Source organism: Shewanella hanedai (assembly GCF_007197645.1).
Lineage (GTDB): Bacteria > Pseudomonadota > Gammaproteobacteria > Enterobacterales > Shewanellaceae > Shewanella > Shewanella hanedai.
Map to the genome: position 1 here is coordinate 1 of NZ_VKGK01000037.1, position 15,306 is coordinate 15,306.

14 protein-coding genes and 1 riboswitch are annotated in these 15,306 nt (G+C 44.3%); of the genes, 7 read left to right on the plus strand and 7 right to left on the minus strand.

Annotation, left to right across the window (positions count from 1 at the left end; genetic code table 11):
* Positions 1–414 precede the first annotated feature (414 nt).
* On the minus strand, positions 415–1,074 hold the full coding sequence (gene ribB / locus FN961_RS21565) for a 3,4-dihydroxy-2-butanone-4-phosphate synthase (protein ID WP_144042238.1): 660 nt from the start codon (positions 1,072–1,074) through the stop codon (positions 415–417).
* A gap of 160 nt (positions 1,075–1,234) precedes the next feature.
* A riboswitch (FMN riboswitch) is annotated at positions 1,235–1,466 on the minus strand.
* A 156-nt stretch (positions 1,467–1,622) separates the two neighbouring features.
* Here ribB and FN961_RS21570 point away from each other — a divergent pair.
* Positions 1,623–3,773 (plus strand): S9 family peptidase, encoded by a 2,151-nt coding sequence (locus tag FN961_RS21570; protein WP_185972866.1) that lies wholly within the window; start codon positions 1,623–1,625, stop codon positions 3,771–3,773.
* A gap of 90 nt (positions 3,774–3,863) precedes the next feature.
* Positions 3,864–4,154, plus strand: coding sequence for a GIY-YIG nuclease family protein (locus tag FN961_RS21575; protein ID WP_308426236.1), 291 nt, complete (start codon positions 3,864–3,866; stop codon positions 4,152–4,154).
* 66 nt (positions 4,155–4,220) lie between these two features.
* Here FN961_RS21575 and FN961_RS21580 read toward each other — a convergent pair whose 3' ends face one another.
* Positions 4,221–4,976: a DUF4097 family beta strand repeat-containing protein gene (locus FN961_RS21580; protein ID WP_144042239.1), complete on the minus strand. Its 756-nt coding sequence runs from the start codon at positions 4,974–4,976 to the stop codon at positions 4,221–4,223.
* A 270-nt stretch (positions 4,977–5,246) separates the two neighbouring features.
* Here FN961_RS21580 and FN961_RS21585 point away from each other — a divergent pair, with 270 nt between their 5' ends.
* The gene (locus FN961_RS21585; protein WP_144042240.1) at positions 5,247–6,041 is read left to right on the plus strand and encodes a class I SAM-dependent methyltransferase; all 795 of its coding nucleotides are present in this window, start codon (positions 5,247–5,249) and stop codon (positions 6,039–6,041) included.
* A gap of 140 nt (positions 6,042–6,181) precedes the next feature.
* Complete coding sequence (locus FN961_RS21590; RefSeq protein ID WP_144042241.1) at positions 6,182–7,054, plus strand: type 2 periplasmic-binding domain-containing protein; 873 nt, start codon at positions 6,182–6,184, stop codon at positions 7,052–7,054.
* Between the two features lie 363 nt (positions 7,055–7,417).
* Here the strand turns inward: FN961_RS21590 and FN961_RS21600 are convergent, their stop codons facing one another.
* Positions 7,418–9,289: a M14 family metallopeptidase gene (locus FN961_RS21600; protein WP_144042242.1), complete on the minus strand. Its 1,872-nt coding sequence runs from the start codon at positions 9,287–9,289 to the stop codon at positions 7,418–7,420.
* A gap of 337 nt (positions 9,290–9,626) precedes the next feature.
* Entirely contained in the window at positions 9,627–10,772 is a 1,146-nt protein-coding gene (locus FN961_RS21605) for a pyridoxal phosphate-dependent aminotransferase (protein ID WP_229814779.1), read from the minus strand.
* A 493-nt stretch (positions 10,773–11,265) separates the two neighbouring features.
* Between FN961_RS21605 and FN961_RS21610 the strand changes: the two genes are divergently transcribed.
* Positions 11,266–11,493 carry a hypothetical protein gene (locus FN961_RS21610; protein WP_144042244.1) on the plus strand — a complete coding sequence of 76 codons (228 nt, stop codon included), beginning with the start codon at positions 11,266–11,268 and terminating at the stop codon, positions 11,491–11,493.
* A 42-nt stretch (positions 11,494–11,535) separates the two neighbouring features.
* On the opposite strand, the gene FN961_RS21615 is transcribed toward FN961_RS21610, so the two are convergent.
* Both FN961_RS21615 and FN961_RS21620 read right to left on the minus strand, forming a co-directional pair.
* Positions 11,536–12,819 carry a type II toxin-antitoxin system HipA family toxin gene (locus FN961_RS21615; protein WP_229814780.1) on the minus strand — a complete coding sequence of 428 codons (1,284 nt, stop codon included), beginning with the start codon at positions 12,817–12,819 and terminating at the stop codon, positions 11,536–11,538.
* Positions 12,806–13,150, minus strand: a complete 345-nt coding sequence (locus FN961_RS21620; protein ID WP_144042245.1) for a helix-turn-helix domain-containing protein — start codon at positions 13,148–13,150, stop codon at positions 12,806–12,808. The genes FN961_RS21615 and FN961_RS21620 overlap by 14 nt, the downstream gene beginning before the upstream one ends.
* 1,016 nt (positions 13,151–14,166) lie before the next feature.
* Between FN961_RS21620 and FN961_RS21625 the strand changes: the two genes are divergently transcribed.
* Both FN961_RS21625 and FN961_RS21630 read left to right on the plus strand, forming a co-directional pair.
* Positions 14,167–14,499, plus strand: coding sequence for a type II toxin-antitoxin system RelE/ParE family toxin (locus tag FN961_RS21625; protein ID WP_144042246.1), 333 nt, complete (start codon positions 14,167–14,169; stop codon positions 14,497–14,499).
* Positions 14,486–14,800, plus strand: a complete 315-nt coding sequence (locus FN961_RS21630; RefSeq protein ID WP_144042247.1) for a helix-turn-helix domain-containing protein — start codon at positions 14,486–14,488, stop codon at positions 14,798–14,800. Before FN961_RS21625 ends, FN961_RS21630 begins: the two co-directional genes overlap by 14 nt.
* 142 nt (positions 14,801–14,942) lie before the next feature.
* Here FN961_RS21630 and FN961_RS21635 read toward each other — a convergent pair whose 3' ends face one another.
* Positions 14,943–15,176: a helix-turn-helix transcriptional regulator gene (locus tag FN961_RS21635; protein ID WP_144042248.1), complete on the minus strand. Its 234-nt coding sequence runs from the start codon at positions 15,174–15,176 to the stop codon at positions 14,943–14,945.
* Between the last annotated feature and the right edge of the window lie 130 nt (positions 15,177–15,306).

Sequence of the window (15,306 nt, forward strand, 5' to 3'; positions counted from 1 at the left end):
GAACAGCCATTAAAACACTACAAGGCTTAATTCTGGAGCCACAAGCATGCTATTAAATTCGAGGGGATCCCTCAGACTCAGAGTGTTTTTTGGCAAACTAATTCAAGGCGAATGGATGACAAAATGGTTGTTCCCTTGTGAGTTCATTCAACGCAGAAGTAGGCAGCCAAAAACACTCCTTACAGGCGAGTTTTAGCGGTGCTGATCCTGTGTTAACGAACTTGACCGTAGAATAACTATGCTCTTCACTCGTTGCAAACCACGTGGTCTTGTATGTTCCCGACATACTTAAGACATTTCCTCCATCCATGGAGGTCAGATGTGGTGAATGTCATTAATGCAGGAGCAATTAATGACCTTGCCTCAGTACCGCTAAATTCTCGCTGAGCGATCAAATCTTTATACTGATTGGTATTATTTAGTACTCGCTTTGGCTATTAAGGCTTTGCGGTATTCGACAATATCCTCAATGGTGAGCACTGGCAGATTATGCAGCTGACCAAACTCAATGATCTCAGGCAGCCGTGCCATGGTGCCATCAGGGTTGGTGACTTCACATAATACTCCCGCAGGTTTCAGGTCGGCGAGTAACATCAGATCGACAGTTCCTTCCGTGTGTCCTCGGCGAGCAAATACTCCACCCGGTTGAGCGCGAAGAGGATACACATGGCCTGGTTTGGCTAAATCATCTGCAGTGGCGTTATCGGCGATAGCGGCCTTAATGGTGGTAACACGATCTGCAGCAGACACGCCAGTGGTGACGCCCACCTTTGCCTCTATGCTGACAGTAAATGCTGTACCGTATTGGCTGGAATTATCTTCGACCATAGGTGGCAAGTCTAACAGCTTGATACGTTCATCGGTTAAACAGAGGCAGACTATGCCGCTACACTCACGAATAAGCAGAGCCATCTGTTCATTGGTTAGTGATTCAGCAGAATAAATAAGATCACCTTCATTCTCTCTGTCCTCGTCATCGACAACGAGTACGCCTCGGCCTTGTTTGAGGGAGGTGAGAGCGGCGTCAACACGTTCAAATGCTGTACCGAAAGGTGTGAGTAGTGACTGATTCATGGTTAAAATCCTTAAAAAACGACATTGGGTTTTCCAGAATCAGGGCGTGCAGAAAATGACGTTGCATAGCTAGCCTTAAAATAAGTGGCTTATGCAAACGTACAATAAGAGGCAAGTTAAGTTGAGCATTACCGGAAAACGGAATGCTAACTTTTTTGTCTTATATTCTCTTTCATCCGGACTTAGAGGAGTACAAGCTGTTGGCGAGTACTATTCATTACCGTCGGCTCTGGAGTGTTCTATAAGATAGAGGTCACCAGATCTGCTTGACCCCAAACCACGCAACATTTTTCAATGCTTGAGTGAGTATGGGCGCTCGCGGGCTTAAGGTTTAGGTAAGCCTAAACGCTATCACCGCCGGTGGGGAGTTTCACCCCGCCCTGAGAATTTACTCATCTAACCACCATGTTGGGCAGATAGTGAGCGCGAATATGGTGCGCTAATTTAAGGGGAATAACAAGTGGGAAAAGCTTTGCTTTACCTCTCAGGGTTTCGACTTTAGACTCGAACCAAGCAAACGAAGAATCATCATCTACCAAGGACGAGTAATGAAGTTCACTGTCAGTGCTATGTTAGCTTGCTTATCGATATTTTTGCTATTAACCCTATCTGTTGGATGTACCTCTATGAAAACTGTGACCTCAGTTCAGCCACCTGTTGCTGAAAAAATTCCCCATGAGATGAACCAGCATGGTGTTCAACGTAATGATGATTACTACTGGATGCGAGATGATGATCGTAAAGATCCTAAAATCATCGCTCATTTAGAAGCGGAAAATAGTTATAAGAAAGCACAATTTGCTCCTTATGAATCGCTGCAACAGACGCTATTTGATGAACTGGTGGGACGGTTAGATAAAGATGAATCCAGCGTGCCTTATCTGTGGCACTCACACTGGTATTCCCGCCGTTATCAGCAGGGATTTGAGTATCCTATTATTGCCAGAAGTAAGGTGTTAGGAGAGACTGAGACAATACTATTGGATGTTAACGTTCGCGCAGAGGGGCAAGATTTTTATGGCCTCGGCGGCGTTACCGTTAGCCCCGACGAATCTATGTTGGCTTTCGGTGAAGACCTGTTGAGCCGTCGTATGTATAAAATCTACTTCAAATCTATCGAGAGCGGTGAGTTTCTTAAGGATATTCTAGAGGGCACCGACGGTCGTCTAGTTTGGGCTAATGACAACCAACATGTTTTCTATATCAAGAAAGATCCCCAAACCTTGTTGGGCAATCAAGTATTCCGCCACCAATTAGGGACAGAGCAAGCCCAAGATGTTTTGGTCTATGAAGAGTTAGATGACACTTATTATATTGCGCTAGGCCAGAGCTTAGATGAAACGCGCATAGTGCTTCATCACGAAAGTACCATTACCAGCGAAGTCTCGGTGCTTGATGCAGATACTCCACTGGGTCAATTTGTGCCGCTATTAGCCCGTGAAGAGGGCCATGAATATTCCGTCGCTAAGCTAGGTGATGAGTATTACATCGTGACTAACTGGTTAGCCGAAAACTTCAGATTGATGAAGGTCAGCGAAAGTGAGTTTGCAGATAAGAGTCAATGGCAGCAAGTGATCGCGGCCGATGATGATGTGCGCATTGAAGATATCTTACTCTTGAAAGACTTCCTTATCGTGCAGACGCGAGTCAATGGTCTGAGCCACATTGAAGTTCGCCCATTTGGGGAGCAGAACGCTTATCACTTAGCTTTCAGCGATCCAGCTTATGTCGTTGGCTTGGATGTGAATGCAAGCCAGCAGAGTGACAAGTTACGAGTCTACTATTCTAGCCCGACAACGCCTGAGTCTATTTACGAATATGACCTAACGAGTCCATCGACTCGAGTACTGCTTAAGCAAGAAAAGGTGCTAGGGCAGTTCGATAGTGAGCTTTATCAAGCTGAGCGTCTGTTTATTACTGCCAGAGATGGGGTCAAAGTGCCTGTGACTTTGGTGTATCGCAAAGACACATTCAGTAAAGATGGGACAAATCCGCTCTACCAATATGGCTATGGTGCTTATGGACACACGATTGAACCTGACTTTGATAGCTCAGCGTTGAGTTTACTCGACAGAGGCGTGGTATATGCTATCGCGCATGTGAGAGGCGGGGAGATGTTAGGACGTCCTTGGTATGACAATGGCCGTATGTTGAATAAGCAAAACAGCTTTAATGATTTTGTTGATGTAACAAAGGCGTTAACCGAACAGGGCTATGCAGATAGTAAACGCGTCGTCGCTGCTGGTGGCAGTGCGGGAGGCTTGTTGATGGGCTCAGTGATCAATCAAGCTCCCGAACTTTATTTTGCGGTGGCGGCCCATGTGCCATTTGTGGATATTGTGACGACAATGCTGGATGAGTCGATCCCCTTAACGACCAACGAGTACGACGAGTGGGGCAATCCCAATGAGAAAGCCTATTTCGATTATATGTTGAGTTACTCACCTTATGATCAGATCACCCGTCAGGATTACCCTCACTTACTGGTGACGACTGGTTTGCATGATTCACAGGTGCAATATTTTGAGCCAGCGAAGTGGGTGGCCAAACTACGTGATTATAAAACCGATGATAACGAGTTACTGTTCCATATCGATATGGAAGCGGGTCATGGCGGCAAGAGTGGCCGTTACCGTCGCTATCAAGATACTGCACAGGAGTATGCTTTCTTCCTTGGGCTTTTAGGCTTAGGTAAGTAAGGGAAGTGAGATTATATGGTGATGCTAAGTAGCTCCTATATATGATCAAATATGCCTATGTTCAGCTCTTCATTGGGGTGACTGTCGACATTGAGCATCGTTTTAGAGAGCATGGAAGTGGTGGTATTAGTGAGTGATACTAAGTGGTATTTGTACATGATTGAATGCGCTAATGGCCACCTTTATACCGGAGTGACTATCGACATTGTTCGTCGCTTTGGTGAGCATGAAAGTGGTGGACCCAAGGCGGCAAAATATCTTCGTGGTAAGGGGCCGCTTAAGCTGGTTTATCAAGAGGAGGTTGGTGATCGCTCAAGCGCGTTAAAGCGCGAACTTGAGATTAAATCTTGGAGTCGAAAAAAGAAATTAGCTTTGCTCTGATAGGGTGGGCAGCGACTCGAATAATCCTAAAGTCGCTGCGCCGGGAAGTCTTTATACTGATTGGTATTACTGCATATTGACCTTGCCATCGATGTTATCAAAGCTCAGGCTTCCAGAACCTGCTTCAATGATGCGTAAGCCTTTAGTATCGTTGACATCAATACTACCTGAACCGTCATCTATGGTGACCATTCCCTGAACCTTCTCGATATCTAGGCTACCTGATCCGTCATTGACGGTGACATCACCGTTAACATGCATTATCTCGATTGAACCTGAACCGTCATCCAACATAATACTGCCATTGACGTCCGAGAGTACGATTGAACCAGAACCATCCTCAATATTGAGATTGCGGCCTCCCTCAACCTCCAGACTGCCTGAACCATCTTTAATGGCGATATCTGCGCTGGTTCCCTGAATTTTGATACTGCCTGAACCATCATCGATATCCATTTTCATCTCTGCAGGCACTTTGACAATCAGGTCGATGTAGGGAGAGTTACCAGAGACGTTATAGCGTTCAAAATTGGCAATAAGGCTTGCAGAATCACCATCTTTTTCAAGAGTGAGAATAGGGTTTATTCCTTCATAGGTGTAGATGTCTGCTTCAAGCTTGATATGAGTTAGACCAACAATTCCCTGTATTTCTAAAGCGCCAGCTCCTGTCTCGGCAACCAGTGCATTAAGGCCATTAGCGTCTAATTGAAGTGATTGATGAGTGTGCTCGGAAGGACCTCTTCCTGCTCCGTTTACATTAATAATACAGCCAGTTAAAAATAGAGCTGTGAGGCCTGCAAGGGCAATAGGTCGTAACATCATTTTCTTAAGTCCTTTTTAAATATCTGGCAATCTATTGCGGTTTTTATACTTAGCCGTAATGTTAACTACGCAGATTCAGTTTTCGAGTGAGTTCTCTCTGTTGCGCTTGAATATGCAGGGTTTGCGCCAGTTCTGTATCTGCATGTTTTATAAATGTTATTTTATTTATAAAAGGTAAGGTGATAACTTGTATGCCCAATAGATGGGGGATAGGACAATTTGTTGGTGATTTTCCCACACGAGAAGCAACAATATTAAGAGGTGTAGATAATGGATTACTTAGCGATCAATAAAAGCGCATGGGATAAGCGTACCCAAGTTCATGTAGGTTCTAAATTTTATGATGTCGATGGTTTCCTTGCCGGAAACAGCGCATTAATGGAGATAGAGCTTGATGAGTTGGATGTTAAAGGCAAAAGCTTACTACACCTGCAGTGTCATTTTGGACTCGATACCTTGTCTTGGGCGCGTGAAGGCGCCCAAGTTACTGGTATTGATCTTTCATCCGTTGCTATCGAGCAGGCACAAGAATTAGCCCAGCGTAGTCAGCTTGAAGCAGAGTTTATCTGCAGTGATGTCTATGCAGCGCCCGAGAAGCTTAATCGTCAGTTTGATATTGTATTTACTTCATATGGGGCCATCTGTTGGCTACCGGATCTGACGCTCTGGGCACAAGTCATCAAGGATTGCCTAAAGCCCGGTGGTGAGTTCTACATGGTGGAGTTCCATCCTTTAGAAGCGTTATTCGATGGCTATAGTTACTTTTCTCAAGCTGAACCCGATGTCGACGAAGAGGGAACCTACACTGAGAACTGCACTGGAGAGAAAGATACCTTAGTGACTTGGCCACATCCCATCTCTGAGGTGCTTAATGCGCTCATGGGTGTTGGACTTGAGATCAAGATGTATAACGAGTTTGACTTTAGCCCCTATGATGCGTTTGCCAATTTGGAGAAAGAGGTAGTGACTGATCCACAAGATAAACCTCGCTCGCGCTATGTGTTGAAGCACAATGAGCAGCGTGTACCGCTAGTGTATTCTATCTCTGCCATAAAGAAGCCTTAAGTTAAGATGAAGCTGCAGGGTTTGACCTAATGTATAAGTCGTAAATCAATAGGAATAACCTCTGCTTTTTTCGCTTTCAATGATCATTCGTCTAGTGTGTGCTATAAGCTAGTTATCTTTACAATCAGTACCTGTTGTTTATGCGTATTATTTTAGCTTTGGTTACCTTGTTATGCTGTCATCAAGCGCTGTCGGCAGATCCTGTGTTGATCCAGTCGCCACAATCCGAAGATGATGCCAGCTATCGTTATTATGTGGACCTTATTTCACAGGTATTGAGTAACACACAAGATGAGTATGGCGAGGCAAAGTTAGTCGAGACGGGTTCCTCATACACCCAACATCGTGGGTTAAGTGTACTTGATTCCGGTCAAATATCGGTATTCTGGGCTGGCACAGACCCCAAACGAGAGCGAAGATATCATGTTGTCCGTGTTCCATTAATGGCTGGCCTGCTTGGGATTAGGGTACCGGTTATCCTTGCCTCACAGCATCATCTTTTTCAAACATTGGATAATGAGGATCAACTTAAGTCACTTACTGCTTGTCAGGGAACGCATTGGCCAGATACCGATATTCTTGAAAAGAACGGGTATCAGGTAGAGAAGGTGACCAAGTTTGAATCCATGTATTCAATGTTGAGACAAGGGCGCTGTGATTACTTTCCCCGAGGGATAGGAGAGGTATATGCTGAACTGGCCCATGAAAGTAACCAAGATATGATGGCCATCAAAAACCTGCTGCTTATCTACCCCATGCCCATGTACATTTTCCTCAGTAAGGGTAACAAACAGCTTGCTGAGCGATTAACACAAGGACTAAATGTGATGGCAGAACAGGGCGAAATTTTTGAATTTGTTCGACAGCATCCTGCCACTCAAGGGGTGTTTCCGTTAGCGCAATATAATAACGCTAAGCAGTTCAAACTTACCAACCACCTACTACCCGATACCACTGAGCTGGATAACCCTTTGTTGTGGTTTGAAATAGAGTCAGAGTTCGAGGCTAAATAAAAAGGTCGCGTATAGAATGCGACCTTATACCAATCAGTATAAAGATTTGATCGCTCAGCGAGAGTTTCGCGGTTCTGAGGCAAGGCAGCGAGTGAAGAGCATAGTTATTCTACGGTTAAGCTCGTTAACACAGCATCAGAACCGCTAAAACTCGCCTGTAAGGAGTGTTTTTGGCTGCCTACTTCTGCGTTGAATGAACTCATAAGGGAACAACCATTATGTCATCCATTCGCCTTGAATTAGTTTGCCAAAAAACACTCTGAGTAGATCAACTTCTTATACTGATTGGTATTAGTTGCGATAAGTGCTTTGTCGTCACAGCGAATCGTCACCGCCGTTAGCTTACCGCTTCAATTTTCACCCTTATTTCTGTCTTAGAACTGGGTACTTCATGTATTGATTGTCATAGTAAGGGCTACGTTCGTAAAACCAGCGTAATCTTGCTTTTGGATCGTCTGCGAATAACGGATCTTCAAGTGCCAAATCAAACTCGGTCTGTAGGGCTGGGTTGTCCTTAAGCATCTGCGCGGCCAAAGGTTCTACTGCATAGTTTTCAATATACTCAGTTCGAGTAAAGATAGGATTAAACAAACCCCATTGAAACAGTGAATCAGCTGATTGCGGCTCCAGTAGCAAGATAGCCAGATCCCCTAATGGCTGCTTAGTATCAAGTTTGACTGTACCCGTTGGTAGAGTGGTCTTTATTGATTGTTTAGTGACTTGTGCATCGACACGCTGACGGCCTTCATAATCTTTAGCGGCAAACTCTGCTTGAGTGAACTGGTATTGCTCCAAAGTGAGTGCAACAGGTTGTTCAACAAGGGTTAAGCGGATGCCATGTCGTTCGAGTCTGTCGATGACTTCAGTCCATTGTGAAGGAATATAATAGGCGCTGGGGCGCTTTACCCTAATATCCGCCACAGTATTGCCAATTAATGGCAGATCATGGTACAGCTTAGGCTCACCAGTCCAGCGCACTATCTCATTGCCACTAATGTCGCTTTTTTCTAAGTTGTAACCGATCCCCTTGAAATCCCACCCTTTGGCTTGTTGATGCTCCTTCCAGCTTAAGGTAATCATCGGTGCGTAATTGAATTTATCTTTACGTATGGCCGATTTGAGTTTAGTGGCTTGCTGCCCGACAGTATGAAGTGTCGATTCCAACATCACATAAGTGCCCAGTACTCTTTGTTTATAGGGTTTCAAACTGTGATTTTCGATAAGGATGGTGGGCAGGTGACGAGCATCGCCATAGCCATTTGAGAAACGCGGACCGGCGTTCCACAATGACATGCCCTTAGTGATATCCGTGTTATCGATGGCAAATACCAAGGGGCCAGGGATATGACCTTGAGCAGTCAGGTCGGCTTCTATGGCGGGGCGGTAAATGTTCTCAAGCCATGCGTAACTAGCTGGACTCAATCCCTGAGGTAAGTTATAGCCAAAGGTGACATCATATTGGTAATCAATACCATCGGTGACGTGCACATCGATATACAGGTCTGGTTGCCAGGTGTTGATGGCAGTCAACATGTGCTGCATCTCAATGGTGTCAGCTTTAGCGTAATCTCGGTTTAGGTTGAGATTATTGGCCGTGGTGCGCCAGCCCATGTTCACAGGACCACGCTGATTAACACGATTATATTGTGTCGAACGCTCGTGACCATCGACACTGAAAATAGGCACAAATAACAGATTCGCCTTGTCGAGTAGCGCGCCTTTATCGCCGATAACAATATCGCGCAGCAGCATCATACCGGCGTCTTTACCATCAATTTCACCCGAGTGAATCCCAGCTTGAACGAGTACGCTGGGCTTATCATTTTCAGCGAGTGCTTGTGGTGTTTCAGCCCCTTCAGTTGAAGCGATGATCATCCAGATATCTCGCCCTTGAGGGCTTTTCCCTAAACTGACTTTTTTCAGCTTATCGCTTTGGGCGATGAGCTTATCGAGCCAGATAAAGGTTTCGTCATAACTGGGGCTCGTCTTAAGACCGTTCTTTTCAAATGGCGTAGCCCAAGGATTATCTGCACTGAGGAGCAGGGCTTCACTTTTACCATGCCACTCGATGGCTGGTGGCAATATGGCATCATTGATGTAAGTGCTAGCGATTTGAGGAGCGTTACTTTTTTTTGTGACAAGAGTCTCTATTGTCGCTGCATCATTGGCGTTAGCTAACGTGCTGGTGGCACTTATCGAAAGTAGGGTGATAACTGATAGGGGAGTTAAACGCATTTTTATGGCCTTTAATTGGTCTTGTATTGTTTTAGTTATTGTTCTTATAAATTGTCATAGATGTTGTTAGTGATATTACTATGAAACTAGGCAGGTATATTTCATTAAAATGGGCGTTAACACAAGGGAAGGGGTAAAGTCTGGCCACATATTTGAAGCGCCTTGGAATGAAGGCAGTATTTGCTTGTTTCAATTAGGGTCTAAGCAATCAAAAGAAAGACTCTGTAGTTAGAATTCATATCGGGTGACAGTGTTGTTTCAGACGTTAAAACGCCAGGCAATTATGTGACTGGCGTTTAGTGGATGCTTGCTTAATAAATCACTTTCTTAGCTGTGATTAGACCCAGCCGAGCTGGCGAAATTTGGCCAATGTTTTGCAGAAATAGTGCATCTGCGCTGGGGTGCCGATGGATAAACGGTTCCAACCTTCGCCGTGATTGAATGGGCGTCCTACTAAAATACCTGCTTGCTCCATACGTTCCATATATTGCTGGCTGTCTCCTTTCACGCTATGGAAGATAAAGTTGGCTTCACTAGGGAGGTACTCTAGACCCAACTCATTTAGTTGCTGATAGACCAGCTCTTTAGCTTGATGATTGGACTCAAGACTAAACTTGAGCCAATCAGGGCTTGCTAGCGAGGCCGTGGCTGCGACACAGCCTAGTAAGTTGGCGCTATCGATGCTGGCCTGAGCTTGCATGGCTTTAATGAGAGTTGGATGTGCCACGCCATAACCCACACGTAAACCTGCTAGGGCATAGATTTTCGAGAAGGTACGACATACCACAATATTGGTTTGTCCTTGCTGCACTCGCGCAGTGGCGGAGACAAATCCCGGCTGGGCGACATATTCGACATAAGCTTCATCAATAATAAAGCTCAATTGTGACGAGGCTTTATCTAACCATTGATTCAAAGGACTTTGAGGTAGCAATATCCCCGTTGGGTTATTGGGATTGCACAGATACACAATCGATGGTCCCTTATGGGCCGCGACTTTCGCCTGCATCTTAGCGAGATCGGTTTGCCACTGGCCGTCGAGCTTAACTTTGACCACTGGGATACCGCGCGCCATGGCGTAGTCAATGATCACCCCGTAACTTGGATCTGGCATGACCAACTGACAGTTGGCCTGCGCTAATGCATCGAGTGCCATCTTCAATACTTCTGATGAGCCATTACCGTAAATAAGTTGCGATTCGTTTAAGGTTAACGACTGGCTTAACGCAGCCATCAAATCGCTACGGGCTTTATCAGGATAACGCCAAGCTTGAGGCAAGGCTTGAGTGATCGCCTGCTGAGCTTTCGGCGCCAAACCTAATGGGTTTTCATTGAAGTTAAGCGGAATAGACTGACCTTCGGCCATACCATTACTGCTGCTATCACTGGTAGAAAGTAGCTTCGTGGCGGTGTTTGAACTGCTACAACCAAGCGTTAACAGGCTAGCACTTAAGCTACCACATAGAAATTTACGACGATTCATTTGCATTTTTAGTTATTATTATTGAGTATTAATTCAAGTATACTGGTGTGTATTATCCATTTGAGCCAGCCACAATTTGATTTTTTGAGTTGTCGATCACAAAAATCATCTCTTTCAATATGTTATTGATACTTTTATCTTGGAAGAAGGGCGGGCTTTGCCCTGCTAGGATGCCCTGCTAGGACGGCACTACGTGCCTACGAGGTCGTTCGCAAGCTCACTGCTAGGGCGCTTCGCTGCGAGTGAAAAGAAAAAGATATTTTCACCACGGAGTGCATGGAGAAGAGCGGGAGGTTTTAGTTGGTTATCTGCATATTTGTTAACGTACCGTGTAATGAAGGTTTTGAATGTTCTCTACATACATAAGGTTTTCCCCAAATTCCTATGAGTCAGATACGTCAATATCGTGATTAGATGAATGTGTATGAGCGACGTATGTGCAGTTACTTCTGCGAAACGCAACAAGCACATCTGACCGCCAGGGATGGTGGAAATGCAGAAAAATGTCTGGAACATTTTCTGCTGTGTGGGCTCTACCAAAACCAATAACTTCCCTGTTAAGCGGCCAGTTCGATATCCCTATCTCTCGTTCGAAGAGTTGTACTACGTGCACCTCACCATGTTTTGGAAGCTCGCAGTAATATCTACACCTGCTGATTTACTAGAAGGTTACCTCTTCGATTTAAGCATTCGCTACGACCCCTTTGTTTCTTTGAATTGAACCTCTTATAGGCTCTATGGCGTTCAGGCCAAGCTAAACCTGTTACTCTTTTACAATAGAATACGGATTTAAGAACTGTCGTTTCCAGAATAAATTGCGATCAACGTCACTTAATTTGGCTTCATCACAAACAGTGTTCCAATTTTGAGTTATCACCATTTGTTGATACTCAAAAATTTCAAGAGCATCATTTTTACTAAGTTGAAATTTAGAAGCAGCAGCTAAGCATGTTTTTAATTGGCTGGTATTGTCTTCACCAATAATGCGCATAGCTTGCCCAGTAGAATTACCCGTTCTGCCCTGTGGACAGATGTCATAGGCCGGAGTTAATCTCAAATCTTTACCGTCCCAAAAGGCAGCATGATTTCGGGCATGATCATCGTTATTACCTGAGAGAATATTGAACACAAGCCTCGAGAACAGTTCTTTTAAGGTCTTTTTGGGATCAATAAAACGTTTGCGTATAATGTCAGCCAGATCCTCATAGCTCGCATAACGCGCCATCATGTCATCAAGTTCAAACAGAGTTAGGGCTGATACCATAGATTTGCGAGTCCAGCCTGCATCGCCGTTGGTGAGAATGGAGTGCTCTCGATCAAAACGCTCAATTAACACCACATCTTTATTAGCCGCTTTGACCAATTTAACTGTGGCGACATCAATTCCGGCTAATTTTGCAAGTCGCATGGCAATAAACTCCGCCTTGACGACACTGTACAAGTCAGTGCTCGCTGAGAATTTTGCAATGTACTTAGTTCCATTCTCTTCAATCAAGGCCTTCGGCCGAGCTCCACCAATCGAGCTACCATGGTAGAGAGCTTGATCTAGTTCAGGCGTAAGTGGCACACCGCTTTCGACACGCTCCGCTGAGTGTAATAGTTCTTCCATACTGACGTTTTTTGCAGTTCGAGGAACATATTCAGTTGCTGACGACTGAAAGTCGAGGGCTCCAATGCGATCAGAACCAGATTCTAATAAATAAGTGAGTTCGTCCAGTGCCGCAGTATCAGTGTCAGCCCCTTTTAATCCTAGCTTCTTGTTAATGATCACGCGGCGACCCCATGCATCCGGTGCGCTGTCACGGATACACCCTGGGATACTTAATCCTGTAAAATTGGTGATCTGCCCAGATTTTAGTGGGAGCTCTGGTAAATAGATAGGTATTGATGAAGGGGTCGTCTTAATCCTATTTAAGTAAGATTTACCATAGTTGAATATAAGTCCTTCACCATCTGCTTCAATCCTTCCTGCGACGACGGGTTTGTTTTCACCGGGCAACCAAATCCAGACATACCCTTCATTGTATTCAGTGTTAGAAGTCATCATTAATTACCTTTGTCTTTTTTCTGACTTTTTGAGGAAGTAGAGTGAGCCTCTCTTCAGTTTGTCTGATGTTCTTTGCCATGGTAAATGAGGATTGCTCGGCGTTAAATAGATTTATACCTAGAATGGTTGCCACTTCAAATACGGCTCCAATTTCACACTTAAGATCGCCTTTTTCAATGCGCTGAAGCATGCTTCGGGAGATACATGATCGCTCAGCCACCTCCTGGGCTGTTAAATTACGCTCAATTCTTGCAACACGGATCAGTCGCGAAAGTAACGTAACAGCTTCTTTAGTGTAACGAGAATGTGATCGGGTTACAGATTTAGGCATTTTAATCTCTCTATATGAATCAATAAGAGGGTTAACGGTTTATATATGAGTCATCATGTGTTTTTTTGATGCTCTAGTCAATTACTTTTCATGAGTTATATACAAATCCGTAAGATATTTACAGGTTCATACGTGAATCATAGTGTTTTTAGATTATGCCGCTTTCAGCGGCATATTGCATAAGCTGACCTAGGAGGTTTTTTTGAGGATTTCACATCGTAACAACGTTATTTCAGTGATTGTGTCGTTGTTATGTTTGGTGAATTTGTTGGAAGTCTTGTTTTCTTTGCTCGATACTGGGAGTGAATGAAGAGTCAATATGATTTCTGAATATGGTTTAGACGTGTATTTGGTATAAACTAGTCAGTAACTCTCCACGGACTCGTGCTTAAACCGATAAAAGTGACACACTTTCAATGCAAATGATCAGACTTTATTGTCTGCAACACAAACAAAGGGGTCGTAACCCATTACCCAAAATCGAAGAGATAAACACTCGGGTGTAGATGCGGCAGTGACCTTCGACAGCAGGGCGAGGTTTCACAAGGTGGAACTCTTCGAGCGAGAGATAGGGATATCGAACTGGCTGTTTAACATGGAGGTTATTGGCTGTCGTAGAGGTTTATAGGGCAGAAAATGTTCCAGACATTTTTTCTGCATTTCCTCCATCCCTGGAGGTCAGATATACTTGCGCCGTGTCACTGAAGTATCTGCACGTTAGGTCGTTCCTTGGCATCCTGCCTTCACGATGTAGGTGCATCCATTCACGGTACCGACGCAGGCTATAGATAACAGTTAAGTTATGGTTGGCCGCAAACCAGCCAACTACCAAGCCAACCTAATGAACCCAATCAAAGAGATAGTTGAAATAAATCAGGACACTCTTAATGGCGTGAAGGACGCTCGCCTAGTAAGATTTAGTTGTTCGTCTATGTCGGATTTCGATACTGCAGCCACGATTAGCTCAAATCATATCCCGCCTTGCCACTTATACGTTAATTGCGTACACTTAATTTATGAAATGTATATTTGTCGAATCAACTATATTTGAAAAATACCGTGCTGATCACCTCAGCGATGAAGAGTTTAGACTTTTCCAAGCTGAGCTTATGTCAAATCCAAAGCAGGGTGATGTCATTCAAGGCACGGGTGGTTTACGAAAGGTTCGAGTTGCAAGTAAAGGTAAAGGAAAGCGTGGTGGTTCCCGAGTTATCTATTACTTCCTTGATGAAAAACGACGTTGCTATTTGCTCACCATTTACGGAAAGAGTGAAGTGTCAGATTTAACCGCAGATCAAAAGAAACAGTTAAAGGCTTTTATGGAGGTATGGCGTAATGAGCAATCGTGATTTATTTGTAGAATTAAGTTCAGCTCTTGTTGAAGCAAAAGAGCATTCAAAGGGTAAACTTACCCTTAAAACACATCATGTAAACGATGTTAGCGAACTTGATATTTCACCCAAAGAAATATTAAATCTTCGTGAGAAATTTAATATGTCTCGTGGTGTGTTTGCTAGTTTGCTTCATACATCTCCTCGTACTTTAGAAAATTGGGAGCAAGGGCGCAGCGCCCCAAATGGGCAAGCAATTACTCTTTTGAAGCTAGTGCAGCGTCACCCAGAAACTCTTACGCACATTGCTGAGCTATAACGAGTGCGCAGTCGCGTTCTTCCTTATGAATAGCATGATAAGGTTGAGCAAGCCCGAACTCGTTGTTGGTGACATCTTTAATCGTAAATATCAGACCAATGAACCTACTCAAAGCTATCTCAAATAAAAATTAAGCCAAGGTTTACGAAACGAGAGATGAATTTGATGGCTCAACATCAACCCCAATTTCATCATCGAAAATAGCTTCGATCGAAGCGCCAAAAAGCCTGGCTAACTTAAACGCCAGCGGTAAACTTGGGTCGTACTTGCCCTTCTCGATGGCGTTAACCGTCTGCCGGGAAACATCGAGTTTCTCGGCTAAATCAGCTTGGGTCCAATCTCGCTCTGCGCGGAGCACTTTTAAGCGATTTTTCATCTTTTTAAATCCTTAAGAGCTTAACGGTATCTGAGTCTGCCACTGATGATGCCAACCATATAGGTGAGTGCCATGGGGGCGATGCATGGAAATATGTAAGGCGGAATTTAGCTCCGGAAAAATGCCATTT

Excerpts from the sequence above, each read along its gene's own strand:
- ribB (WP_144042238.1), bottom strand. The coding sequence starts at position 1,074 with ATGAATCAGTCACTACTCACACCTTTCGGTACAGCATTTGAACGTGTT.
- FN961_RS21570 (WP_185972866.1), top strand. The coding sequence starts at position 1,623 with ATGAAGTTCACTGTCAGTGCTATGTTAGCTTGCTTATCGATATTTTTG.
- FN961_RS21580 (WP_144042239.1), bottom strand. The coding sequence starts at position 4,976 with ATGATGTTACGACCTATTGCCCTTGCAGGCCTCACAGCTCTATTTTTA.
- FN961_RS21585 (WP_144042240.1), top strand. The coding sequence starts at position 5,247 with ATGGATTACTTAGCGATCAATAAAAGCGCATGGGATAAGCGTACCCAA.
- FN961_RS21590 (WP_144042241.1), top strand. The coding sequence starts at position 6,182 with ATGCGTATTATTTTAGCTTTGGTTACCTTGTTATGCTGTCATCAAGCG.
- FN961_RS21600 (WP_144042242.1), bottom strand. The coding sequence starts at position 9,289 with ATGCGTTTAACTCCCCTATCAGTTATCACCCTACTTTCGATAAGTGCC.
- FN961_RS21605 (WP_229814779.1), bottom strand. The coding sequence starts at position 10,772 with ATGAATCGTCGTAAATTTCTATGTGGTAGCTTAAGTGCTAGCCTGTTA.
- FN961_RS21610 (WP_144042244.1), top strand. The coding sequence starts at position 11,266 with ATGCAGAAAAATGTCTGGAACATTTTCTGCTGTGTGGGCTCTACCAAA.
- FN961_RS21615 (WP_229814780.1), bottom strand. The coding sequence starts at position 12,819 with ATGATGACTTCTAACACTGAATACAATGAAGGGTATGTCTGGATTTGG.
- FN961_RS21620 (WP_144042245.1), bottom strand. The coding sequence starts at position 13,150 with ATGCCTAAATCTGTAACCCGATCACATTCTCGTTACACTAAAGAAGCT.
- FN961_RS21625 (WP_144042246.1), top strand. The coding sequence starts at position 14,167 with ATGAAATGTATATTTGTCGAATCAACTATATTTGAAAAATACCGTGCT.
- FN961_RS21630 (WP_144042247.1), top strand. The coding sequence starts at position 14,486 with ATGAGCAATCGTGATTTATTTGTAGAATTAAGTTCAGCTCTTGTTGAA.
- FN961_RS21635 (WP_144042248.1), bottom strand. The coding sequence starts at position 15,176 with ATGAAAAATCGCTTAAAAGTGCTCCGCGCAGAGCGAGATTGGACCCAA.